Raw genomic sequence first — 16888 nt, 5'->3', positions numbered from 1 at the left:
ACGAACTAACGGAGCGAAGAGAAATACAGTGAAAGTGCGGCAATAAGAGCAGCGCGCAAGTTATGGCAATTCTTTATTCGGCGTGGCGCGCGTATCGGAATGGCTGGAAAGTTGCGCGACATAACGGTCTTGCGCGCCATAGTCATTGATGCTGCTGAATAACAGTCGTGGCGAGTTGATGGACTTGAGTTGTTTGAGCGCGAACTCTTTCTGTTCACCCGGGGCGATCATCATCGAATCAAACGGGTGCTCGCTGATTGCACCGGATTGCAGTGTGATATCGGCGATCGATACGTGATACAGGCCGGGATTGTTCACCACCAACACACTTTTGCCGGCGCGCTCGGCCAACCGCCATGTCAACTCGGTGGGCGCCAGGTAGGCGTTGTTTTTCAGCCCGGCCGGGCGAAAGAACACCTTGATTCGCTGGCGTACCGCCAGTTGCAGAGTGTTCTCGGTTTTGGCTGCCCGGGGGATTTCCTGCACGTTCAGCCACACCACCGACTCGCGGTCGTCCGGCATTCCTGTGCCCTCGTAGATCACCCGCAGTATTTGCTGTTCATCGCCACTGACGCGCACCAGTGGCGGGGTCACGGCGAAGGGCGCTGCACCGGTTTCGCTGTTGTCGGTGTCGATCCAGGACTGGATCAGCACGTCATCACCACTATTACGCACCGTGATGCCGGCTTCTTTATGCTTGCCATCGAATACCAGTCGGGTGCTGCTTAACGAAATGCCGGCCATGGCCTGATTGACGGCGAACAGGCCCAGCAGGCCCACGCAGAAGGACAGAGAAGAACGTAAAAACATGAGGATTACCGCGCAAGGTGAATAAAAGTGCAGGGCGGGTCGGCCCTGCACAGTGCTCGATGGCTCGTGCGGTTTACTCGTATTGCAGGGTGAACGGCAGGGTGGCGTCACCGCGACCGGCAACGGCCAGGGCCGGCTCAACGGTGGTGACGTAGGCCGCCGAGAATTTCAGCGTGGTATTGCTGTCTTGCAGGTTGCTCTCGATTCGCGCGGTGGACGGCGAGGTCAGATCGATGACTGCGCCGTTGGCGTCGAGCAAGGCGATACCGATGCCTTTGGCGGCCCCCAGGCCTTCAACCAGTTTCAAGACCTTGGTGCCGGCTTCGATGCCGGAACCGCCGCCCTTGGTCGGTTCGAAGATCATGGCGACTTTGGTACCGGCGTTGCAGTTGATCTTCATGTCGAAGTTTTCAACGCTGAGCGTCCCGTTGCCTTTCGGCGCGGTGGCGGTGCCCATGTCCTTGATCGAAACTTCCCCCATGTTTACCGAGATGGTTTTGTTTTTCCCGGCGCCTTCAACCGAGCAGGCATCGTTGTTGATGGTGCCGGTGAAGTTGATGGTGCCGCTGCCAGCCTTGGTCGGGGTAACCGGGTCGGCCGCCAGGGCATTTCCTGCAACAGCGAAGATCGAAAGGGCGAGAAGCGTACGGGACAGCTTTTTCATGTTGCTTTTCCATTGGTGGGGTTAAAGCAACACGATAAAACGCGGGTTCCCGGTGCAACATCAGACGATTCCTAGAAGCACTGCCAATGCACTGGCATTGTTTTTCAATCAGTTGAACAAGTTGCGCTCTATGCAATAAGCCAGTAACTCCTGGTCACTGCTTACTTCGAGTTTGCGCATGGCCGATACTTTTTGGGTACTAATGGTTTTGGCACTTCTATTCAAACCACGGGCAATTTCGTTGACGCCTTGTCCCTGCACGAATAACCGCAGGATTTCGTGCTCCTTGGGCGACAGTCGGGAAAAACGCTCCTCCAGATCAGCACCGTCCTCCATCACGGAGGTTGGCGGTGGCCCCTGGTGGCGAACCGGGTTGCCCTTGGCAATCGCTTTGAGCGCAATCTCTATTTCATTGTGCAGCTGATTTTTCTGAATGACTGCCAGTACCCCGAGTTCCTGCAAGCGAGTCAGGATCAACGGATTGGAAATCATGGTGAGCACCAGCACCCTCACACCGGGAAAGTGCCGCGTCAGGTATTCCACCAGTTTTAGTCCGTCACCATAGGGCGAGTCGGCGGGCATGTTGAAATCGGTGATCAACAAGTCCACCCGCCGGCTCTCCAGCAGGCTGATCAGTTCATTGGAACAAACGGCTTCACCCACCACGTTGAAGCGTTTGTCTCGTTCGACCAGTTCCCGCACCCCCAGCAATACGATGGGATGATCATCGGCGATGACAACGTTGAAGGATTCCATGGGCTATTCATCCAGAGTGAAGTTATTCAAGGGCGTCGAGCAAGTCATGCAGCCGCGCCAGGTTTTGCCGCACCTCCACCGCCAGGGCAGCGGTCACCGCCATACCGGCCAAGCGACATTCCAGCTCGACAAACGCACTGGCCAGGGCCTCGAGCTGCACGGCACCCAATGCCCCCGCCATGCTGTGCATTTGTTGTGCTACGCGGTTGGCGTCGTCCGCGTCCAGCGCGGCCAGCGTGGTTCGAATGTCCTGGCGCAGGGTCGAGACAAACAGCTCGCGCATTTTCGGCGATAACTGCGGCGTGGTGGTGATGGGAGCCAGCGTCGTTTTGCAATGTTCTTCCAGTTGCGCGCGCAAGGTCGCGAGGTTCAGCGGCTTGACCATCCAGGCGTTCATGCCGACAGCGGCACAGCGTTCGCCTTCCTCGCGCAGGGCATTGGCAGTGACGCCGATGATCGGCAGCGTCGTGTCCCGCTGGCGCAGCGCTTCGGCCAGGCGGTAACCGTTCATGATCGGCATGTTGACGTCGGTCAGCAGCAGATCGAAGCGGCCAGGCGCATAGTGTGCCAAGGCCTGCTCACCATTCGCGGCCACCACCACCGAGCAGCCCAGCGCCTCCAGTTGTTCCTTGATGATCGCTCCGTTGACCACGTTGTCTTCCGCCACCAGCACCCGTAGATGCAAGTGTCGTTTTTTTTGCTGGAGCGCGGATGGGCGCGGGGTACTGGCGCCATGTTGCGCCTGGTAAATCGCCCAGGCGATTGCGCGCACATCATCGGCGTCGACTTCCCAGTCAGTGCCTTTCAACTGCGCCGGATCAGGCCCTCCTGGCACGGCAACAATCCGAGGACCGTTCCACAGCGGGGCGTTGGCGAGGGGGACGAGGTCTACCAGCAGCGTCGCTGGCGGCGCCATTTCTGTTGTGACCAGGCGGCAATCCAGACCAAACCGGTTGAGCCAGGCGATCAAATGCTGCGCCAGTTCAGAGACTGGCGCACGCACCAGAACGGCGGGTGTACCGGCAACGAACGCCGGGCAATCGTCCAGATTGCCCGGTACGCATTCCAGTGTGATTTGCAATGTGAAGCTGCTGCCCAGTCCGGGTTCGCTGACCACGTTCAACTGGCCGTGCATCAGCTCGCACAGCCATTTGCAGATGGCCAGACCCAGGCCCGCACCCGTGTGACGGTCGTCCTCGTTGACCTGATAGAAGGGGTCGAACAATTGTTGTTGCTGCGCCTGGGAAATACCCACGCCGGAGTCGCTGATCTGCCATTGCAGCTCGGCGCGGCCTGCGGTGTTGTGCACGACCTGGAGGCGCAAAACCACGCGACCGTTATCGGTAAACTTGATCGCGTTGCTCAGCAGGTTGTTGAGAATCTGTCGGATGCGCAGCGGGTCACCGCGCAGTCGATCCGGCAGTGTCGAATCGATGCAGGCATACAGTTTCAGGCCTTTGGCGCGGGCAAAGGCGCCGTAGGTACGCACGATGTCTTCGGTCAGTTCCAGCGGGCAGAAGGTCTGAAGCTCAAGGGTCATCTGCCCGGCCTCGATCTTCGACACGTCCAGTACATCGCTGATCAACTGAAACAACGTGGCGGAAGAGCGCTGGATGGTGCGCAGGTAATCCTGCTGGCGCGGGGCGAGCGGGGTCAGGGCGAGCAGTTCCAGAGTGCCCAGTACGCCATACAAAGGCGTGCGAATCTCATGGCTCATGGTGGCAAGGAACCGGCTTTTGGCCTGGTTGGCCGAGTCGGCGGCCTGGCGGGCCACTTCCAGCGCCGCTGCATCTTCGACATGTCGGGTCACATCATGCAGCGCACATAGCCAGGCGTCCTGTCCCTGATAACGGGTCGATACGAATGCGACGTGCAGATGGCGCCCGTCAATCTCCAGCTCGCCGTGACCCGTCGGCGCTTGTTGCTCCAGCAGCCCGATGAGTTCACGGGTGTCGTGCCATTGCTGGGCGCGCTGGTTTTCCAGCAGCACGCGATGGTCACTGCGACGGATCACACAGAGGCCGGTCGGGGCGGTATCGATGACGGCGCGGCTGAAGGCTTCGCTTTCGGCGGTGCTGGCGTGTGCACTTTGCGCGGGCAGGATGACCTGGTTCGTATACCAGCGATTGAGCGCCCGGCCACAGCCGAGCACGGCCAGTACCAGCGCGAAAAGACACAGCAGCGGCCAGAGCGCGCGGTCGAGAAAGCGCTGCACACTGATGACATAGATCGCTGTCCACTGCTGTTCGCCGGAGCTGGTCAGCTTGAATACCAGACCGTCGCGGGTGAAATTCACTCCGTCATTCAGCCCCTGGGTGGCTCTCGGCACGCTGGTCAGTACCTTGCCGCCGGGCGTGATCAAGGTGAAATCGTCGTAGATCGACCATTGCAGCAGCCGTTCGATATTGTTCACCTGGGACAGGTTCAGCAGCGAGGCCACCACCACCCAGGTGCTGGCTCCGTCGATCGTCAGTGCCGTCTCGGCCAGATTGATGTTGACGTAGGCCAGCAGGGTCGACGCGGCTTTGTCATCCTGAGTGGAAGGAAAGGATTCCCAATGCACCTGATGAGCCGGGGGGGAGGCGTTCTCTGCCCGCAGGCGCTGGTTGACCTGAGTCATCACCTCGACCAGCGCACCCACCTGCATCCCCATGGCGCCGCGCACGCGCCCGGCAGCCGGTACGGCCACATCGAAGTTGTCGGGGCCGTTGAGCAATATCACCTGCGGCGATTGATAATGGGACGCCGCCCAGAATGCGCTGTAGTAGGCGGCCAGGTAGGTGCCCAGCGCGAAGACTTTAGGGGACTGGCTGGCGGTAATCTTGTCCGGATCGATCTTCACACTGTACGGCAGGGAAAACGGCAGACCCCGGCCTTCATAAATGTTCGGCCCTTCGTCGGGCAAAGGCCTTTGCACATAGGTGGGCAGGACCGCCCAGGCCGGTTGACCGACCTTGGTGCTTTCCCGCGAGATATCTCGCAGGAACACCTCCTGTTCGCGGATGTTTTCCATCAGCCGGGCGAAATGGAACTGCACGGTATCGTGCTGTTCCTCGATCATGCGCTGCACCCCCACGTAGCTGATGCCCAGCAGCAACAACACCAGGGCACCGAGCACCAGCAAACCTTTGTTCAGGCGCTGTGAGCTGCTGGCCAGTTTATCGAGCAAAGCATTGGGGTCCGGCATCACAACGCCTGGCCAGCAATGAAAGGAAAACCTTTGGACACAGTGACCTCGATGGCAAGTGACGCGTGTCAACGGCGGGTGGCGGATCAAAAAGCGTTCGCCGGTCCGTCATGGGTCAGCAACTGCTGGAATTGATCCGAAGACACGGCATGGGAGATCAGGAACCCCTGAACTTGAGTGCAGTCGATTTTACGCAACAGAGCAAGTTCCTGCGCAGTCTCTACGCCTTCGGCCACGACCGTCAGGCCCAGTTGCCGACCGAGGCTGACAATGCTGGTCAGTGCCTGGGCCAGTTCCGCATTGGCGTTGCAGCCCTGCACCAGTGCGCGGTCGATCTTGAGTTCGGTGAAAGGTGCCGACACCAGATTCATGTAGGAGCTGTAGCCTTTGCCGAAATCGTCCTGGGACAAGCCAAACCCCTTGATCCGCAAGCGACACGCACCAGCGTAGAAATTGCTGATGTCATCGGGCACGGAGCATTCCATCAATTCGAAACAGATCCGCGCCGGCAAACCTTGATGTTTCAGCACGAAGGCGAGGATGCGGTCGGGCAGGTCGTGGCTGTTGAGCAGGTGTGTCGGCAGGTTGATCGATACGGGAATGTCATAGCCCTGCTGGCGCCATATGGCCTGGGCGGCCATCGCCTGTTCCAGTACCCGCCACAGCAGGGGTTCTTCGAGGTCGAAAGCGATCAGGGCCGGCAGAAACAGGCCGGGCAACAGCGTGCCGTGTTTGGGGTGAACCCAGCGCACCAGTGCTTCGGCGGCGACGATGCGGCCATTGTTCAGGGCTTTTTTGGGCTGGAACCAGGCCTGCAGTTCGCCCTTGTCCAGGGCCTGCAACAGACGCTGGCGGTCGATTCCTGTGTGAGCCTCGACCGGCACGGTCTGGCGCAGCGCCTGTAACTGATCGATCAGGCAACCCAGGGCGGCGGCATTCACCGGTTTGGAAAGCAGGCCGATGACTTTGACTTGCAGGTTGCTCGCCACCAGGCTGGCGCCCATCAACATGCGCCGTGAGGCGGCACTCATGATCGCCAGTGCCGGGCGCGAGCGCTGCGCGGCGAGGCCCTGGATGAACTGCACACCGTCCATGCCCGGCATCAGCAGGTCGGTCAGCACCAGATCGAAATCACGCCTGTTCAGACGAGCCAGGGCTTCTGCGCCGTCCCTGGCACATTCCAGGTCGAAGAGGCCCTGCTCGTTGAACAGGTTCTGCAGATACAGTTGCTGGAAAGGGTGGTCTTCGACAATCAGAATGCTAAAGGACTTCATGGGCGACTCGTTCGTAGGGAGCCAATGCAACCGACAAGGCTCGCAGCGTAAAAGGTTTGACCAGGCATTGGTTCATGCCGGCGGCCAGGCACAGGGCGTCTTCGCCGCGCAGGGCGTTGGCGGTGGCGCCGATGATGGGAGTGGTGCAGCCCAGGCCCCGCAAGGCCCTGGCCAGTTCATAGCCGTTGAGTCTGGGCATGTTGACGTCAGTGAGGACGAGATCGAATGCGTCGTCGTGCCAGAGCGACAAGGCTTCCTCGCCATCGCTGGCCAGTGTCACCGTGCAGCCCAGTTCCTGCAGTTGGTCGCGCAGGATCAATTGGTTGATGGCATTGTCTTCGGCGACCAGGATATGCAGGTGCAATGGCGGCAAGACCTGGGCCACTCCTTGCTCCTGACGCCGGGAAGTCTGTCCGCCCTGAGCCTGGCGAACCGCTTGTTGGATGGCGGCCAGATCATTCAGGTTGGCTGTCCAGCCACCAGCGGTGAACTGCGGTTCGCAGGCGCTATCATTGCTGGCCAGCACCCGCGGCCCCGACCAATGCACGTCCGCGCGCTGCTCCATGGGCGTCGGATACAGCTCAAGCAGCACGCCCGTGGCGGCAAGGTCCCCATGGGTTGGCGCGCCGATCTGTGGACGGGCGCCCCAGCGATGCAACCAGCCGCTCAAACTCTCGGCCAGTTCGCGCACCGGTGACACCACGTAGACGCTTTCGGCGGCCAGATCCATTGCGCCTTCAGGTAACTGGCTGCATGGACGTTGCTCAAGTGGCAAGGTGAGAGAGAAACTGCTGCCCAGCCCCGGTTCGCTGACCATGCGCAGGGTGCCGTTCATCAAGTGGGTCAGACGCAGGCAGATCGGCAGGCCCAGCCCGGTGCCCGCCACCACGTTGGTGTTGCCTTGGGTCTGATAGAACGGTTCGAAGATAAAGGCCTGATCGGCGTGGGCGATGCCTCGACCGGTATCCGAGACTTGCCATTGCAGGCAGACGCGTTCGCCTTCTCGGGACAGTGCCTTGACCCGCAATATCACGCGCCCGGAATCCGTGAATTTGACCGCGTTGCTCAACAGGTTGTTGAGAATCTGCCGTACGCGGCTGACGTCGCCGATCAGGTTGTCCGGCAACTGTGGATCGAAGCAGGCAAATAACTGCAGGCCTTTGCTCTGCGCCGCTGCCGCGTAACCCTGCACCACTTCCTGTACCAGCGTCACGACCGAAAACTCGCTCAACTCCAGGGCCAGTTGCCCGGCTTCGATCTTCGACACATCCAGCACGTCGCAGATCAATTGCAGCAGGGTGGCGGACGACCCTTCGATCGCCCGCAGGTAGCTTTTCTGCTGGGTATCGAGCTGGGTTCGGGCGAGTAATTCCAGGGTGCCGAGCACGCCGTATAGCGGTGTACGGATTTCGTGGCTCATGGTGGCGAGAAACAGGGTTTTGGCCTCGTTGGCCGCGTCGGCCGATTGGCGTGCCTGCTCCAGCGCTGCTTCGATTTGCCGGCGCGCACTGATATCGCTGAAGGCACAGAGCAGAACGTCTTCACCTTTGTAGCGGGTGGGGGCGCAGCTCAGGTAAAGGTGACGGCCATCGGCAGTCTCGAAATAATCGGTAAGGCAAGGCGCGTTATCGGCAAACGCGTCACGAATCCAGCCAAGACCCAATAGCTCGCTGCACTGGCCCAGCCATTGTTGGGCGAGGGTGTTTTCCAGGACGATCCGGCCATCGGTGCGCCGCAGTACGCAGAGCGCCACCGGGGCCGTCTGTATTACGTCGCGGCTGAACAATTCACTGTCCACCAGCGCCTGAATCCGGTGCAGGGTCGGGGTGATGAAACGATGTTCTAGGCGCCGGGTCAGCAGGCACACCAGGCTGATACTCAGCAAACAGAACACCAGCGCACCGAGCATTTGCGGCCAGAGTGCCCAGAGCACGGCCGGCAAGTCGATGGAATAGGTGAGTTGCCAGTCCGAGGACTTCAGTTGTTTGCGCAGCACCAACTGCTCGGGCAGCCAGCCAGTCCCGACAAACCCGAAGAAATCCTGTTGGCGCAATAGCGGCAGGTTCTGCCCGGGCGGTGGCTTCTGGCTGTTGCTGAACAGCGGCATTCCCTGGGAATTGAACATGGTGAACTCGCCCGCGCTGTGATCACTCAGGGCGATGGAGACTTCCCGGTCGTCCATTTCCAGGCCGAGCCAGCCGGAGTCGAGGTCGCGTTCATCCAGGCGAATGAAAATGTACAGTTGCGAATGCCCGCGCGAGGTATGGGTCAACCAGATTTCCTGCAGGGCGCTGGTGTTCTGGCGCTTGAGGTTTTCCAGGCGGTCGAGCATCGCCCGGGGGAAATTACCTGTCGCGGGGGCCGTGTTGTAGAGGCGCCATACCTGAGCCTCGGCGCCACTGCTGACGTAGAGCAGGTTCAACTTGTGGGCATTGAGGTAGTCACGCATGCGCTGGGTCAGCCAGATACTCCATTGCTTGCCCGGTGTCTTTCCCAGCAACAGGCGAATCTCTTCCTCGGAAAGCGGTGCGTCCAATGCCGTCTGCCGGGTGGCCGACAGACTGAGGCTTTCCAGTAGCGCTTCGCGAGTGGTGAAGAACGTGTGGGCCTCGGCAATGGCGCTGCTCATGTAGCTGCGCCGCTGGGAGATTTCGTTATTGAAGGTAAACAGCAGGAAGCTGTAGACGCCGCCGAGAATCCCCACCAGCAGCACCAGCGCAAAGATGCGCAACAGGCGACGCGCGGCATGGGGCGTGGACAGGAACGGGCTGATCTGGTGCAGGTAGTTCTTCAATCTCATCCCGGCACATTAGGGACGGCCAGGCACTGCGAACATCAGACGATCCTTAAAGGCTTCACAGGTAATTGACGATGAATGTCACTTCGGTGTTGGCGCTGCCAGCCTGGGGTTCCTCCTTCCCGAGGCGGTAGTACGCCGCCGTCAAGGGGATTTTGAAGCTCGTGCCGGTGGTGGTGAAGGCATTGAACGGGTAAGTGGTATTCAAGGCCATGGGCTGCCCGACGTCATTCATCAATTGCAGGCCGATGCCCTTGGCGGTGGAACTGTCGTTGAGTGCGACGATGCCTTTCGCCGCATCGATGACCGGGGTGTTGGCCTTGAGCGAGTAGGTCACTTTCTTGATGCCGGTCTGGCACTGGTTCAGGCCAATGTTGAAACGTACCGTGCGAGCGTGTGCGCCAGCTTCGCGAAACTCATTGAGTTGGTAGTCATCGCCCATGGCAACGGGCACGGAAGGGGTCTGGCAGGAAGCCGTATTCACCACCAGGGCGTTGGCGAGGTTGAATCGATTCAGAATCAGCTCGCCTGATTGCAGGGTTCCCAGGCTGCCGGCAGCAACCGTGACATTCGCAGCCAATGGGCCTGACTTGATGATTTCCAGGCGCACCGTGCCCGAGGCGATGCCGTAGCCTTTCGGGCTTATCGCAAACAGCGATGGCTCATAGCGATCCAGCATATCCATCCAGATCCGAAACGAGAGCCCTGTCTTGCCCAGGGGAAAGGTCGTGACGTAACTGGCCGGGGTGCCAAAGGCTGGATTGACCGCCACGCCATATTGTGAAGTCGCCGTGCATCTCCAGTAGTGCCACGACGATTGTTGTGCGGTGTCCTGGTAGACCACCGTGCCATCAGGCGTATCGGCGGGGATAGAGATACCACCATTGGCCAGGCTTGCGCCGAAGGAAAGTGTTTGCGTGGAGGGACTGCCGTCGAATGTGCAGTTCGCCGCCAGGGCGTCCGCCGCGCAGGTCAGCAACGTCGCCGTGACCAAGGTGAGCAGGGGGCGTTGCAGTTTTAGACGCTTCATGAAGGGCTGTTCGTGTCGGCCAAAGAGCGCCGTACGTTAAACACGCCGCCTGCCGGTGGACATCAGGCAATTCTGAGAAACCTTCCGCTGATCGGCTGATTACCAAGCCTGCTAACTATTCCATTTGACATTCGCTGCCTAGGCAGTAATATTTCGACATACATTCACTGCCTAGGCAGTTATTAGGTGCGCAAATGAAGCATTTCACCCCGGACGGATTCAAACATTGTCATCTCGGCCTGTTGCTGGGCCGGGCCGCGCTGCTCAAGGACAAGATCATCGACATCCACATGGAACCCCACGGCATCACCGCCGCGCAGTTCAAGGTGTTGATCATCATGGCGCAGTACGGGGTCGATACCCCGGCCGAACTGTGTCGGCACCTGTCCCTGGACAGCGGTTCGATGACGCGCATGCTCGATCGTCTGGAGCAGAAAGACTTCCTGATTCGCCAACGCAGCGAAGGCGACCGCCGTCAGGTGCAGTTGAAGCTGACGGAGCAGGGCCAGCAACTGGCTGATCGCCTGCCGTACATCGGCGCCGACGCGATGAATGAACTGGCCGGTGCGATTACTCCGGACGAGTTGAAAACCCTGGAACACATTCTCAAGAAAATTTTGCTGGCGGCGGGTGATCCGATCACCATTCTGCGGGTAGGTGACAAATGAGCAGTAAAACCTTGCGCAGCAGCCTGACGCTGGTGCTGTCGGCGATGATGCTTGCCGGGTGCGCCAACTACAGCGGCCTCGACACCCAAGGCACAAACCTTGATGCCAAAACCCTCAAGACCGGGCAATCGCTCAACGGCGTGACCCTGTCCCCGGCGGCCTGGCCGAAAAGCGACTGGTGGACCAGCCTTGGCGATCCGCAACTCGACGGCCTGATCCGTGAAGCCCTGCGTGACAACCCGGACATGCAGATCGCCGATGCCCGTGCCCATCAGGCCAACGCGGCCGCGTACGCCGCCGATGCCGCGCGTTATCCGACCCTCGACGCCAGCGCCGGCATCAGCCGTTCGCGACTGGCCAAGGATCAGGATCCTCGCGGTCAGGGCGATGCTTACGCCACCGTGCGCGACGTCAGCGCCGGCTTCAATTACAACTTCGACCTCTGGGGCGGCCAGCGTGACGCCTGGGAAGCCGCACTTGGCCAGGCCCGCGCCGTTGAAGTCGACCGCCAGGCCGCGCAATTGACCCTCGCCGCCGATGTGGCCCGGGCCTACAGCGACCTCGGTGAAGCGCACATCGTCTATGACCTGGCCAATGAAGACCTCAAACGTACCCGCCAGTTGCTCGACCTGAGCCAGCGCCGCTTGAGTTCCGGGATCGACAGCCAGTACCAGTTCCAGCAGACCGAAAGCCTGGAAGCCAGCTCCGAAGCCAGTCAGATCGACGCCGAAAAACGCCTGAACAGCGCGAAAATCGCCCTGGCCGTGTTGCTCGGCAAAGGCCCGGATCGCGGCAACGAAATCGCCCGGCCAAAAGTCCTGCAAGCCAGTGCCGTGGCGTTGCCAACGGTGTTGCCGGCGGAACTGTTGGGACGGCGTCCGGATCTGGTGGCGGCGCGCTGGCGTGTCGAGGCGGCGAGCAAGGACATTGCGGCGGCCAAGACCCAGTTCTATCCCAACCTGAACCTTACGGCGGCCGCCGGTGCCGAATCCTTGTTGGGTGACGCGATGTTCGGCTCGGCCAGTCGCTTCTTCAACATTGCCCCGACCATTTCGGTGCCGATCTTCGATGGTGGACGCCTGCGCGCCAACCTCGACTCGCGCGACGCCGATTACGATCTGGCGGTGGCGCAGTACAACAAAAGCCTGGTGAAAGCCCTCGGCGATGTCAGCGACACCATCAACCAGTTGCGTGACATCGGCCGCCAGATCGGCGCCCAGCAGCACGCGACCGACGTAGCCCAGGATTCCTACAACACCGTCGTCCAGCGTTACGGCTCCGGTATCGGCAACTACCTGGACGTGCTCAGCATCGAGCAGCAATTGCTTCAGGCCCAGCGCCAGTTGGCGACCCTGAATGCCGAGCAGATCGACCTGTCGATTCAACTGATGCAAGCGCTGGGCGGCGGATTCCAGGGGGAACCCCTGACCGCAGCCAACGCCAACCCAGCCACGCTGCACAACTAATTCAAGGTAATTGTCATGGCCACTGCCGAAAACACCCAAACCCAGGAAAACCCGCAAGACGCCGGCAATCCGCGTAAACGCAAAGTGATGCTGCTGGTGCTGGCCCTTGTTGTTGCCCTCGCCGGTGCCGGCGTCTGGGCGTATTACGAGTACATCGGACGCTGGGCCGAAAGCACCGACGACGCCTACGTCAATGGCAACGTGGTGGAGATCACGCCGCTGGTCACCGGCACCGTCGTCAGCATTGGCGCCGATGACGGCGATCTGGTGCATGAAGGCCAGGTGCTGATCAACTTCGACCCGAACGACGCCGAAGTCGGTCTGCAGAGTGCCCAGGCCAAACTGGCGCGCACCGTGCGTCAGGTGCGCGGTCTGTACAGCAACGTCGATGGCATGAAGGCTCAGGTCAACGCCCAGCAGGCCGAAGTGCAGAAGGCTCAGGACAACTTCAACCGGCGGAAAAATCTCGCCGCCGGCGGGGCGATTTCCCAGGAAGAACTGTCCCACGCCCGTGACGATCTGACCTCGGCGCAAAACGCCCTGGCCAATGCCAAACAACAATTGAAAACCACCAGCGCGCTGGTCGATGACACCGTGGTGTCGTCACACCCCGACGTGATGGCTGCCGCTGCGGAACTGCGTCAGGCGTACCTGAACAACGCTCGCAGCACGCTGATTGCACCGGTCACCGGTTATGTCGCCAAGCGCACCGTGCAACTCGGTCAGCGGGTGCAGCCGGGTACGGCGCTGATGGCAGTGATTCCGCTGGATCAGGTGTGGATCGATGCCAACTTCAAGGAAACCCAACTGCGTGACATGCGCATCGGCCAACCGGTGGACATCGAGTCCGACATCTACGGCAGCGACGTGAAATTCCACGGCACCGTCGACAGCCTCGGCGCCGGCACCGGCAGCGCGTTTGCCTTGCTGCCCGCGCAGAACGCCACCGGCAACTGGATCAAGATCGTGCAACGGGTGCCGGTGCGGATTCACGTCAACGCCGAAGAGCTGGCCAAACATCCGCTGCGTGTCGGTCTGTCGACCACCGTCGAAGTCAACCTGCATGACCAGAGCGGTCCGGTGCTGGCCCAGCAACCGCCGCAACAGGCCTCGTTCAGCACCAACGTCTACGACCGCCAACTGGCCGAAGCCGACGCCATGATCACCCAGTTGATCCACGACAACAGCGCTGCGGTCAGCAAGACCGCGCAACGCTGATTCGCCGATCCCCTCGCCGCGTCCCGTGACGGACGCGGCGCCTGCCGAGTTCCAAAGGATTCGCGATGAGCAATAACGCCTCTTTTTCGCCGCCCAGCCTGGTGCTCAGCACCATCGGCCTGTCGCTGGCGACCTTCATGCAAGTGCTCGACACCACCATCGCCAACGTGGCGCTGCCGACCATTTCCGGCAACCTGGGGGTGAGTTCGGAGCAGGGCACCTGGGTCATCACCTCGTTCGCCGTGAGCAACGCCATCGCGCTGCCGCTGACCGGTTGGTTGAGCCGGCGGTTCGGTGAGGTGAAGCTGTTTCTCTGGGCAACGATCCTGTTCGTTCTGGCGTCGTTCCTGTGCGGCATTTCGACGTCGATGCCGGAACTGATCGGCTTCCGCGTCCTGCAAGGCCTGGTGGCCGGGCCGTTGTACCCGATGACCCAGACACTATTGATCGCGGTTTATCCCCCCGCCAGGCGCGGCATGGCCCTGGCGTTGCTGGCGATGGTCACGGTGGTGGCGCCGATTGCCGGGCCGATTCTCGGCGGCTGGATCACCGACAGTTACAGTTGGCCGTGGATTTTCTTCATCAACGTGCCGATCGGGATCTTCGCGGTGATGGTCGTGCGTTCGCAGTTGGCGAAGCGCCCGGTGGTCACCAGTCGTCAACCGATGGACTACGTGGGCCTGATCACGCTGATTATCGGGGTCGGCGCGTTGCAGGTGATCCTCGACAAGGGCAATGACCTGGACTGGTTCGAATCGAACTTCATCCTCATCGGTGCGGCGATTTCGGCGATTGCCCTGGCGGTGTTCGTGATCTGGGAGATGACCGACCGGCATCCGGTGGTCAATCTGCGGCTGTTCGCTTACCGCAACTTCCGCATCGGCACTCTGGTGCTGGTGCTGGGGTATGCCGGATTCTTCGGCATCAACCTGATCCTGCCGCAGTGGTTGCAGACCCAGATGGGCTACACCGCGACCTGGGCCGGGCTGGCGGTGGCGCCGATCGGGATTCTGCCGGTGCTGCTGTCGCCGTTTGTCGGCAAGTACGCGCACAAGTTCGACCTGCGCCTGCTGGCCGGAATTGCATTCCTGGCGATTGGCCTGAGCTGCTTCATGCGCGGTGAATTCACCAACGAGGTGGACTTCCAGCATATCGCGCTGGTGCAACTGTTCATGGGCATCGGCGTGGCGCTGTTCTTCATGCCGACCCTGAGCATCCTGATGTCGGACCTGCCACCGCACCAGATTGCCGACGGCGCGGGCCTGGCAACCTTTCTGCGGACCCTGGGCGGCAGCTTTGCAGCGTCGCTGACCACCTGGATCTGGATCCGTCGGGCCGATCAGCACCATGCCTACATGAGCGAAAGCATCAGCACCTATGAACCGGCGACCCGCGAGGCGCTGAACCAGTTGGGCGGGGCGAGCAACCCGGCGTATGCGCAACTCGATCATGTGCTGACCAGTCAGGCGTACATGCTCTCCACCGTGGATTACTTCACGTTGCTGGGCTGGGGGTTCATGGGCTTGATTCTGATTGTGTGGCTGGCGAAGCCGCCGTTTGCGGCGAAGGCGGGGCCGGCGGCGTCCGGTCATTAAGGTGGCAGAGCGCCAAAGCCCGCTCTCCCGGAGGGAGCGGGGGCTGACCCAGGTGTTCTTTCGACGTACGCCGACCTGAAAATCCTCAGTCGAACTCAGGTTTGAAAAGCACAAGGCTCTGCTCCCTTTCTCACTCGCCCCCTTGGGCGAGAGGGCTGGGGTGAGGGGGCTTCAGCTGTGCGGCAATCCCAACGGCGGCGCAAAATCAAACGGCGCCAACGCAAACCCGTTCTCATCCACCTGCAACGCCCACCCCTGACGATCCCAATCCCCCAGCACAATCCGCTTGGCCGCTTGTTCGCCAAGCTGCAGCTTGTGGATGGCCGGACGATGGGTATGCCCGTGAATCAGGGTTTTCACGCCGTATTCCTGCATGATCCGCGGAATTTCCTCCGGCGTGACATCGACAATGTCATTGGCCTTCATCCGCGTCTGCGCCCGGCTCTCGCTGCGCAGTTTGCGCGCCAGTTTGTGCCGGGTGCGCAAGGGCAGGTGGCGCAGGATGAACAGGGTGATCGGGTTGCGCAGGTAGCGGCGCAGCTTCATATAGGCTTCGTCGCGGGTGCAGAGACTGTCGCCGTGCATCAGCAGGACGGGCTCGTCGTAAAACTGCACGACACTCGGATCCTTCAGCAGGGTGCAACCGGCCTGTTTGCAGAAGGCCTGGCCCAGCATGAAGTCGCGATTGCCGTGCATCAGAAAAATCGCCGTGCCGCTGTCGCTCAGTTCACGCAGGGCCTGGCAGATGGAGCGCTGGAAAGGGGTCATGGCATCGTCGCCGATCCACGCCTCGAAAAAGTCGCCCAGGATGTACAACGCACTCGCCGAGCGGGCGCGTCCGGCGAGCAAATCCAGAAACGCCCGGGTGATGTCCGGGCGCTCCTCTTCCAGATGCAAGTCTGAAATCAGCAGTATCACTCAATGATCTCGGCTTTCTCGATGATCACGTCGTCTTTTGGAACGTCCTGGTGGCCTGCCTTGGAAGTGGTGGAAACGCCTTCGATCTTGTCGACAACGTCGGTGCCTTCAACCACTTTGCCGAATACGGCGTAACCCCAGCCCTGGGCGGTCTTGGCGGTGTGGTTGAGGAAGCTGTTGTCGGAGGCGTTGATGAAGAACTGCGCCGACGCCGAATGCGGATCCATGGTACGGGCCATGGCGATGGTGTACTTGTCGTTCTTCAGGCCGTTGTCGGCTTCGTTCTGGATGCTCGGGCTCTTGTCTTTCTTTTCCTGCATGCCAGGTTCGAAACCGCCGCCCTGGATCATGAAGCCCTTGATCACACGGTGGAACACCACGTTCTCGTAATGACCTTTCTTAACGTACTCGATGAAGTTGGCCGCGGTGACCGGGGCTTTTTCAGCGTTCAGTTCGATGACGATGTCACCGTAGTTGGTGGTCAGTTTGACTTGGGTCATGATCG

General features: G+C 60.6%; 13 protein-coding genes. 4 read left to right on the top strand and 9 right to left on the bottom strand.

Annotation, left to right across the window (positions count from 1 at the left end; genetic code table 11):
* Nucleotides 1–60 precede the first annotated feature (60 nt).
* The 7 genes from KVQ74_RS07810 to KVQ74_RS07780 form a co-directional block, all read right to left on the bottom strand.
* Nucleotides 61–810 (bottom strand): fimbrial biogenesis chaperone, encoded by a 750-nt coding sequence (locus tag KVQ74_RS07810; RefSeq protein ID WP_217830509.1) that lies wholly within the window; start codon nt 808–810, stop codon nt 61–63.
* A 73-nt stretch (nt 811–883) separates the two neighbouring features.
* Nucleotides 884–1474, bottom strand: coding sequence for a fimbrial protein (locus KVQ74_RS07805; RefSeq protein WP_217830508.1), 591 nt, complete (start codon nt 1472–1474; stop codon nt 884–886).
* Nucleotides 1475–1582: 108 nt separating this feature from the next.
* Nucleotides 1583–2230: a response regulator gene (locus KVQ74_RS07800; RefSeq protein ID WP_217830507.1), complete on the bottom strand. Its 648-nt coding sequence runs from the start codon at nt 2228–2230 to the stop codon at nt 1583–1585.
* A 22-nt stretch (nt 2231–2252) separates the two neighbouring features.
* Nucleotides 2253–5417 carry a hybrid sensor histidine kinase/response regulator gene (locus tag KVQ74_RS07795; RefSeq protein ID WP_217830506.1) on the bottom strand — a complete coding sequence of 1055 codons (3165 nt, stop codon included), beginning with the start codon at nt 5415–5417 and terminating at the stop codon, nt 2253–2255.
* An 86-nt stretch (nt 5418–5503) separates the two neighbouring features.
* Nucleotides 5504–6691, bottom strand: a complete 1188-nt coding sequence (locus KVQ74_RS07790) for an EAL domain-containing response regulator (RefSeq protein ID WP_217830505.1) — start codon at nt 6689–6691, stop codon at nt 5504–5506.
* On the bottom strand, nt 6678–9491 hold the full coding sequence (locus KVQ74_RS07785; RefSeq protein WP_217830504.1) for an ATP-binding protein: 2814 nt from the start codon (nt 9489–9491) through the stop codon (nt 6678–6680). Before KVQ74_RS07785 ends, KVQ74_RS07790 begins: the two co-directional genes overlap by 14 nt.
* A gap of 55 nt (nt 9492–9546) precedes the next feature.
* Nucleotides 9547–10518 (bottom strand): fimbrial protein, encoded by a 972-nt coding sequence (locus KVQ74_RS07780; RefSeq protein WP_217830503.1) that lies wholly within the window; start codon nt 10516–10518, stop codon nt 9547–9549.
* Between the two features lie 194 nt (nt 10519–10712).
* On the opposite strand from KVQ74_RS07780, the gene KVQ74_RS07775 reads away from it, so the two are divergent.
* From KVQ74_RS07775 to KVQ74_RS07760, 4 genes are all read left to right on the top strand, one after another.
* Nucleotides 10713–11186, top strand: coding sequence for a MarR family winged helix-turn-helix transcriptional regulator (locus KVQ74_RS07775; RefSeq protein ID WP_217830502.1), 474 nt, complete (start codon nt 10713–10715; stop codon nt 11184–11186).
* Complete coding sequence (locus tag KVQ74_RS07770) at nt 11183–12652, top strand: efflux transporter outer membrane subunit (RefSeq protein ID WP_217830501.1); 1470 nt, start codon at nt 11183–11185, stop codon at nt 12650–12652. Before KVQ74_RS07775 ends, KVQ74_RS07770 begins: the two co-directional genes overlap by 4 nt.
* Nucleotides 12653–12667: 15 nt before the next feature.
* Nucleotides 12668–13870, top strand: coding sequence for an HlyD family secretion protein (locus tag KVQ74_RS07765; RefSeq protein WP_217830500.1), 1203 nt, complete (start codon nt 12668–12670; stop codon nt 13868–13870).
* A 65-nt stretch (nt 13871–13935) separates the two neighbouring features.
* Nucleotides 13936–15465 carry a DHA2 family efflux MFS transporter permease subunit gene (locus KVQ74_RS07760; protein ID WP_217830499.1) on the top strand — a complete coding sequence of 510 codons (1530 nt, stop codon included), beginning with the start codon at nt 13936–13938 and terminating at the stop codon, nt 15463–15465.
* 171 nt (nt 15466–15636) lie between these two features.
* Here KVQ74_RS07760 and lpxH read toward each other — a convergent pair whose 3' ends face one another.
* Both lpxH and KVQ74_RS07750 read right to left on the bottom strand, forming a co-directional pair.
* Nucleotides 15637–16383 (bottom strand): UDP-2,3-diacylglucosamine diphosphatase, encoded by a 747-nt coding sequence (gene lpxH, locus KVQ74_RS07755; RefSeq protein ID WP_217830498.1) that lies wholly within the window; start codon nt 16381–16383, stop codon nt 15637–15639.
* Complete coding sequence (locus tag KVQ74_RS07750) at nt 16380–16883, bottom strand: peptidylprolyl isomerase (RefSeq protein ID WP_217830497.1); 504 nt, start codon at nt 16881–16883, stop codon at nt 16380–16382. The genes lpxH and KVQ74_RS07750 overlap by 4 nt, the downstream gene beginning before the upstream one ends.
* Nucleotides 16884–16888: the final 5 nt, after the last annotated feature.

The organism is Pseudomonas botevensis, from assembly GCF_019145475.1.
Classification (GTDB): Bacteria; Pseudomonadota; Gammaproteobacteria; order Pseudomonadales; family Pseudomonadaceae; genus Aquipseudomonas; species Aquipseudomonas botevensis.
This window is presented reverse-complemented; position numbering and strand designations above follow the sequence as displayed.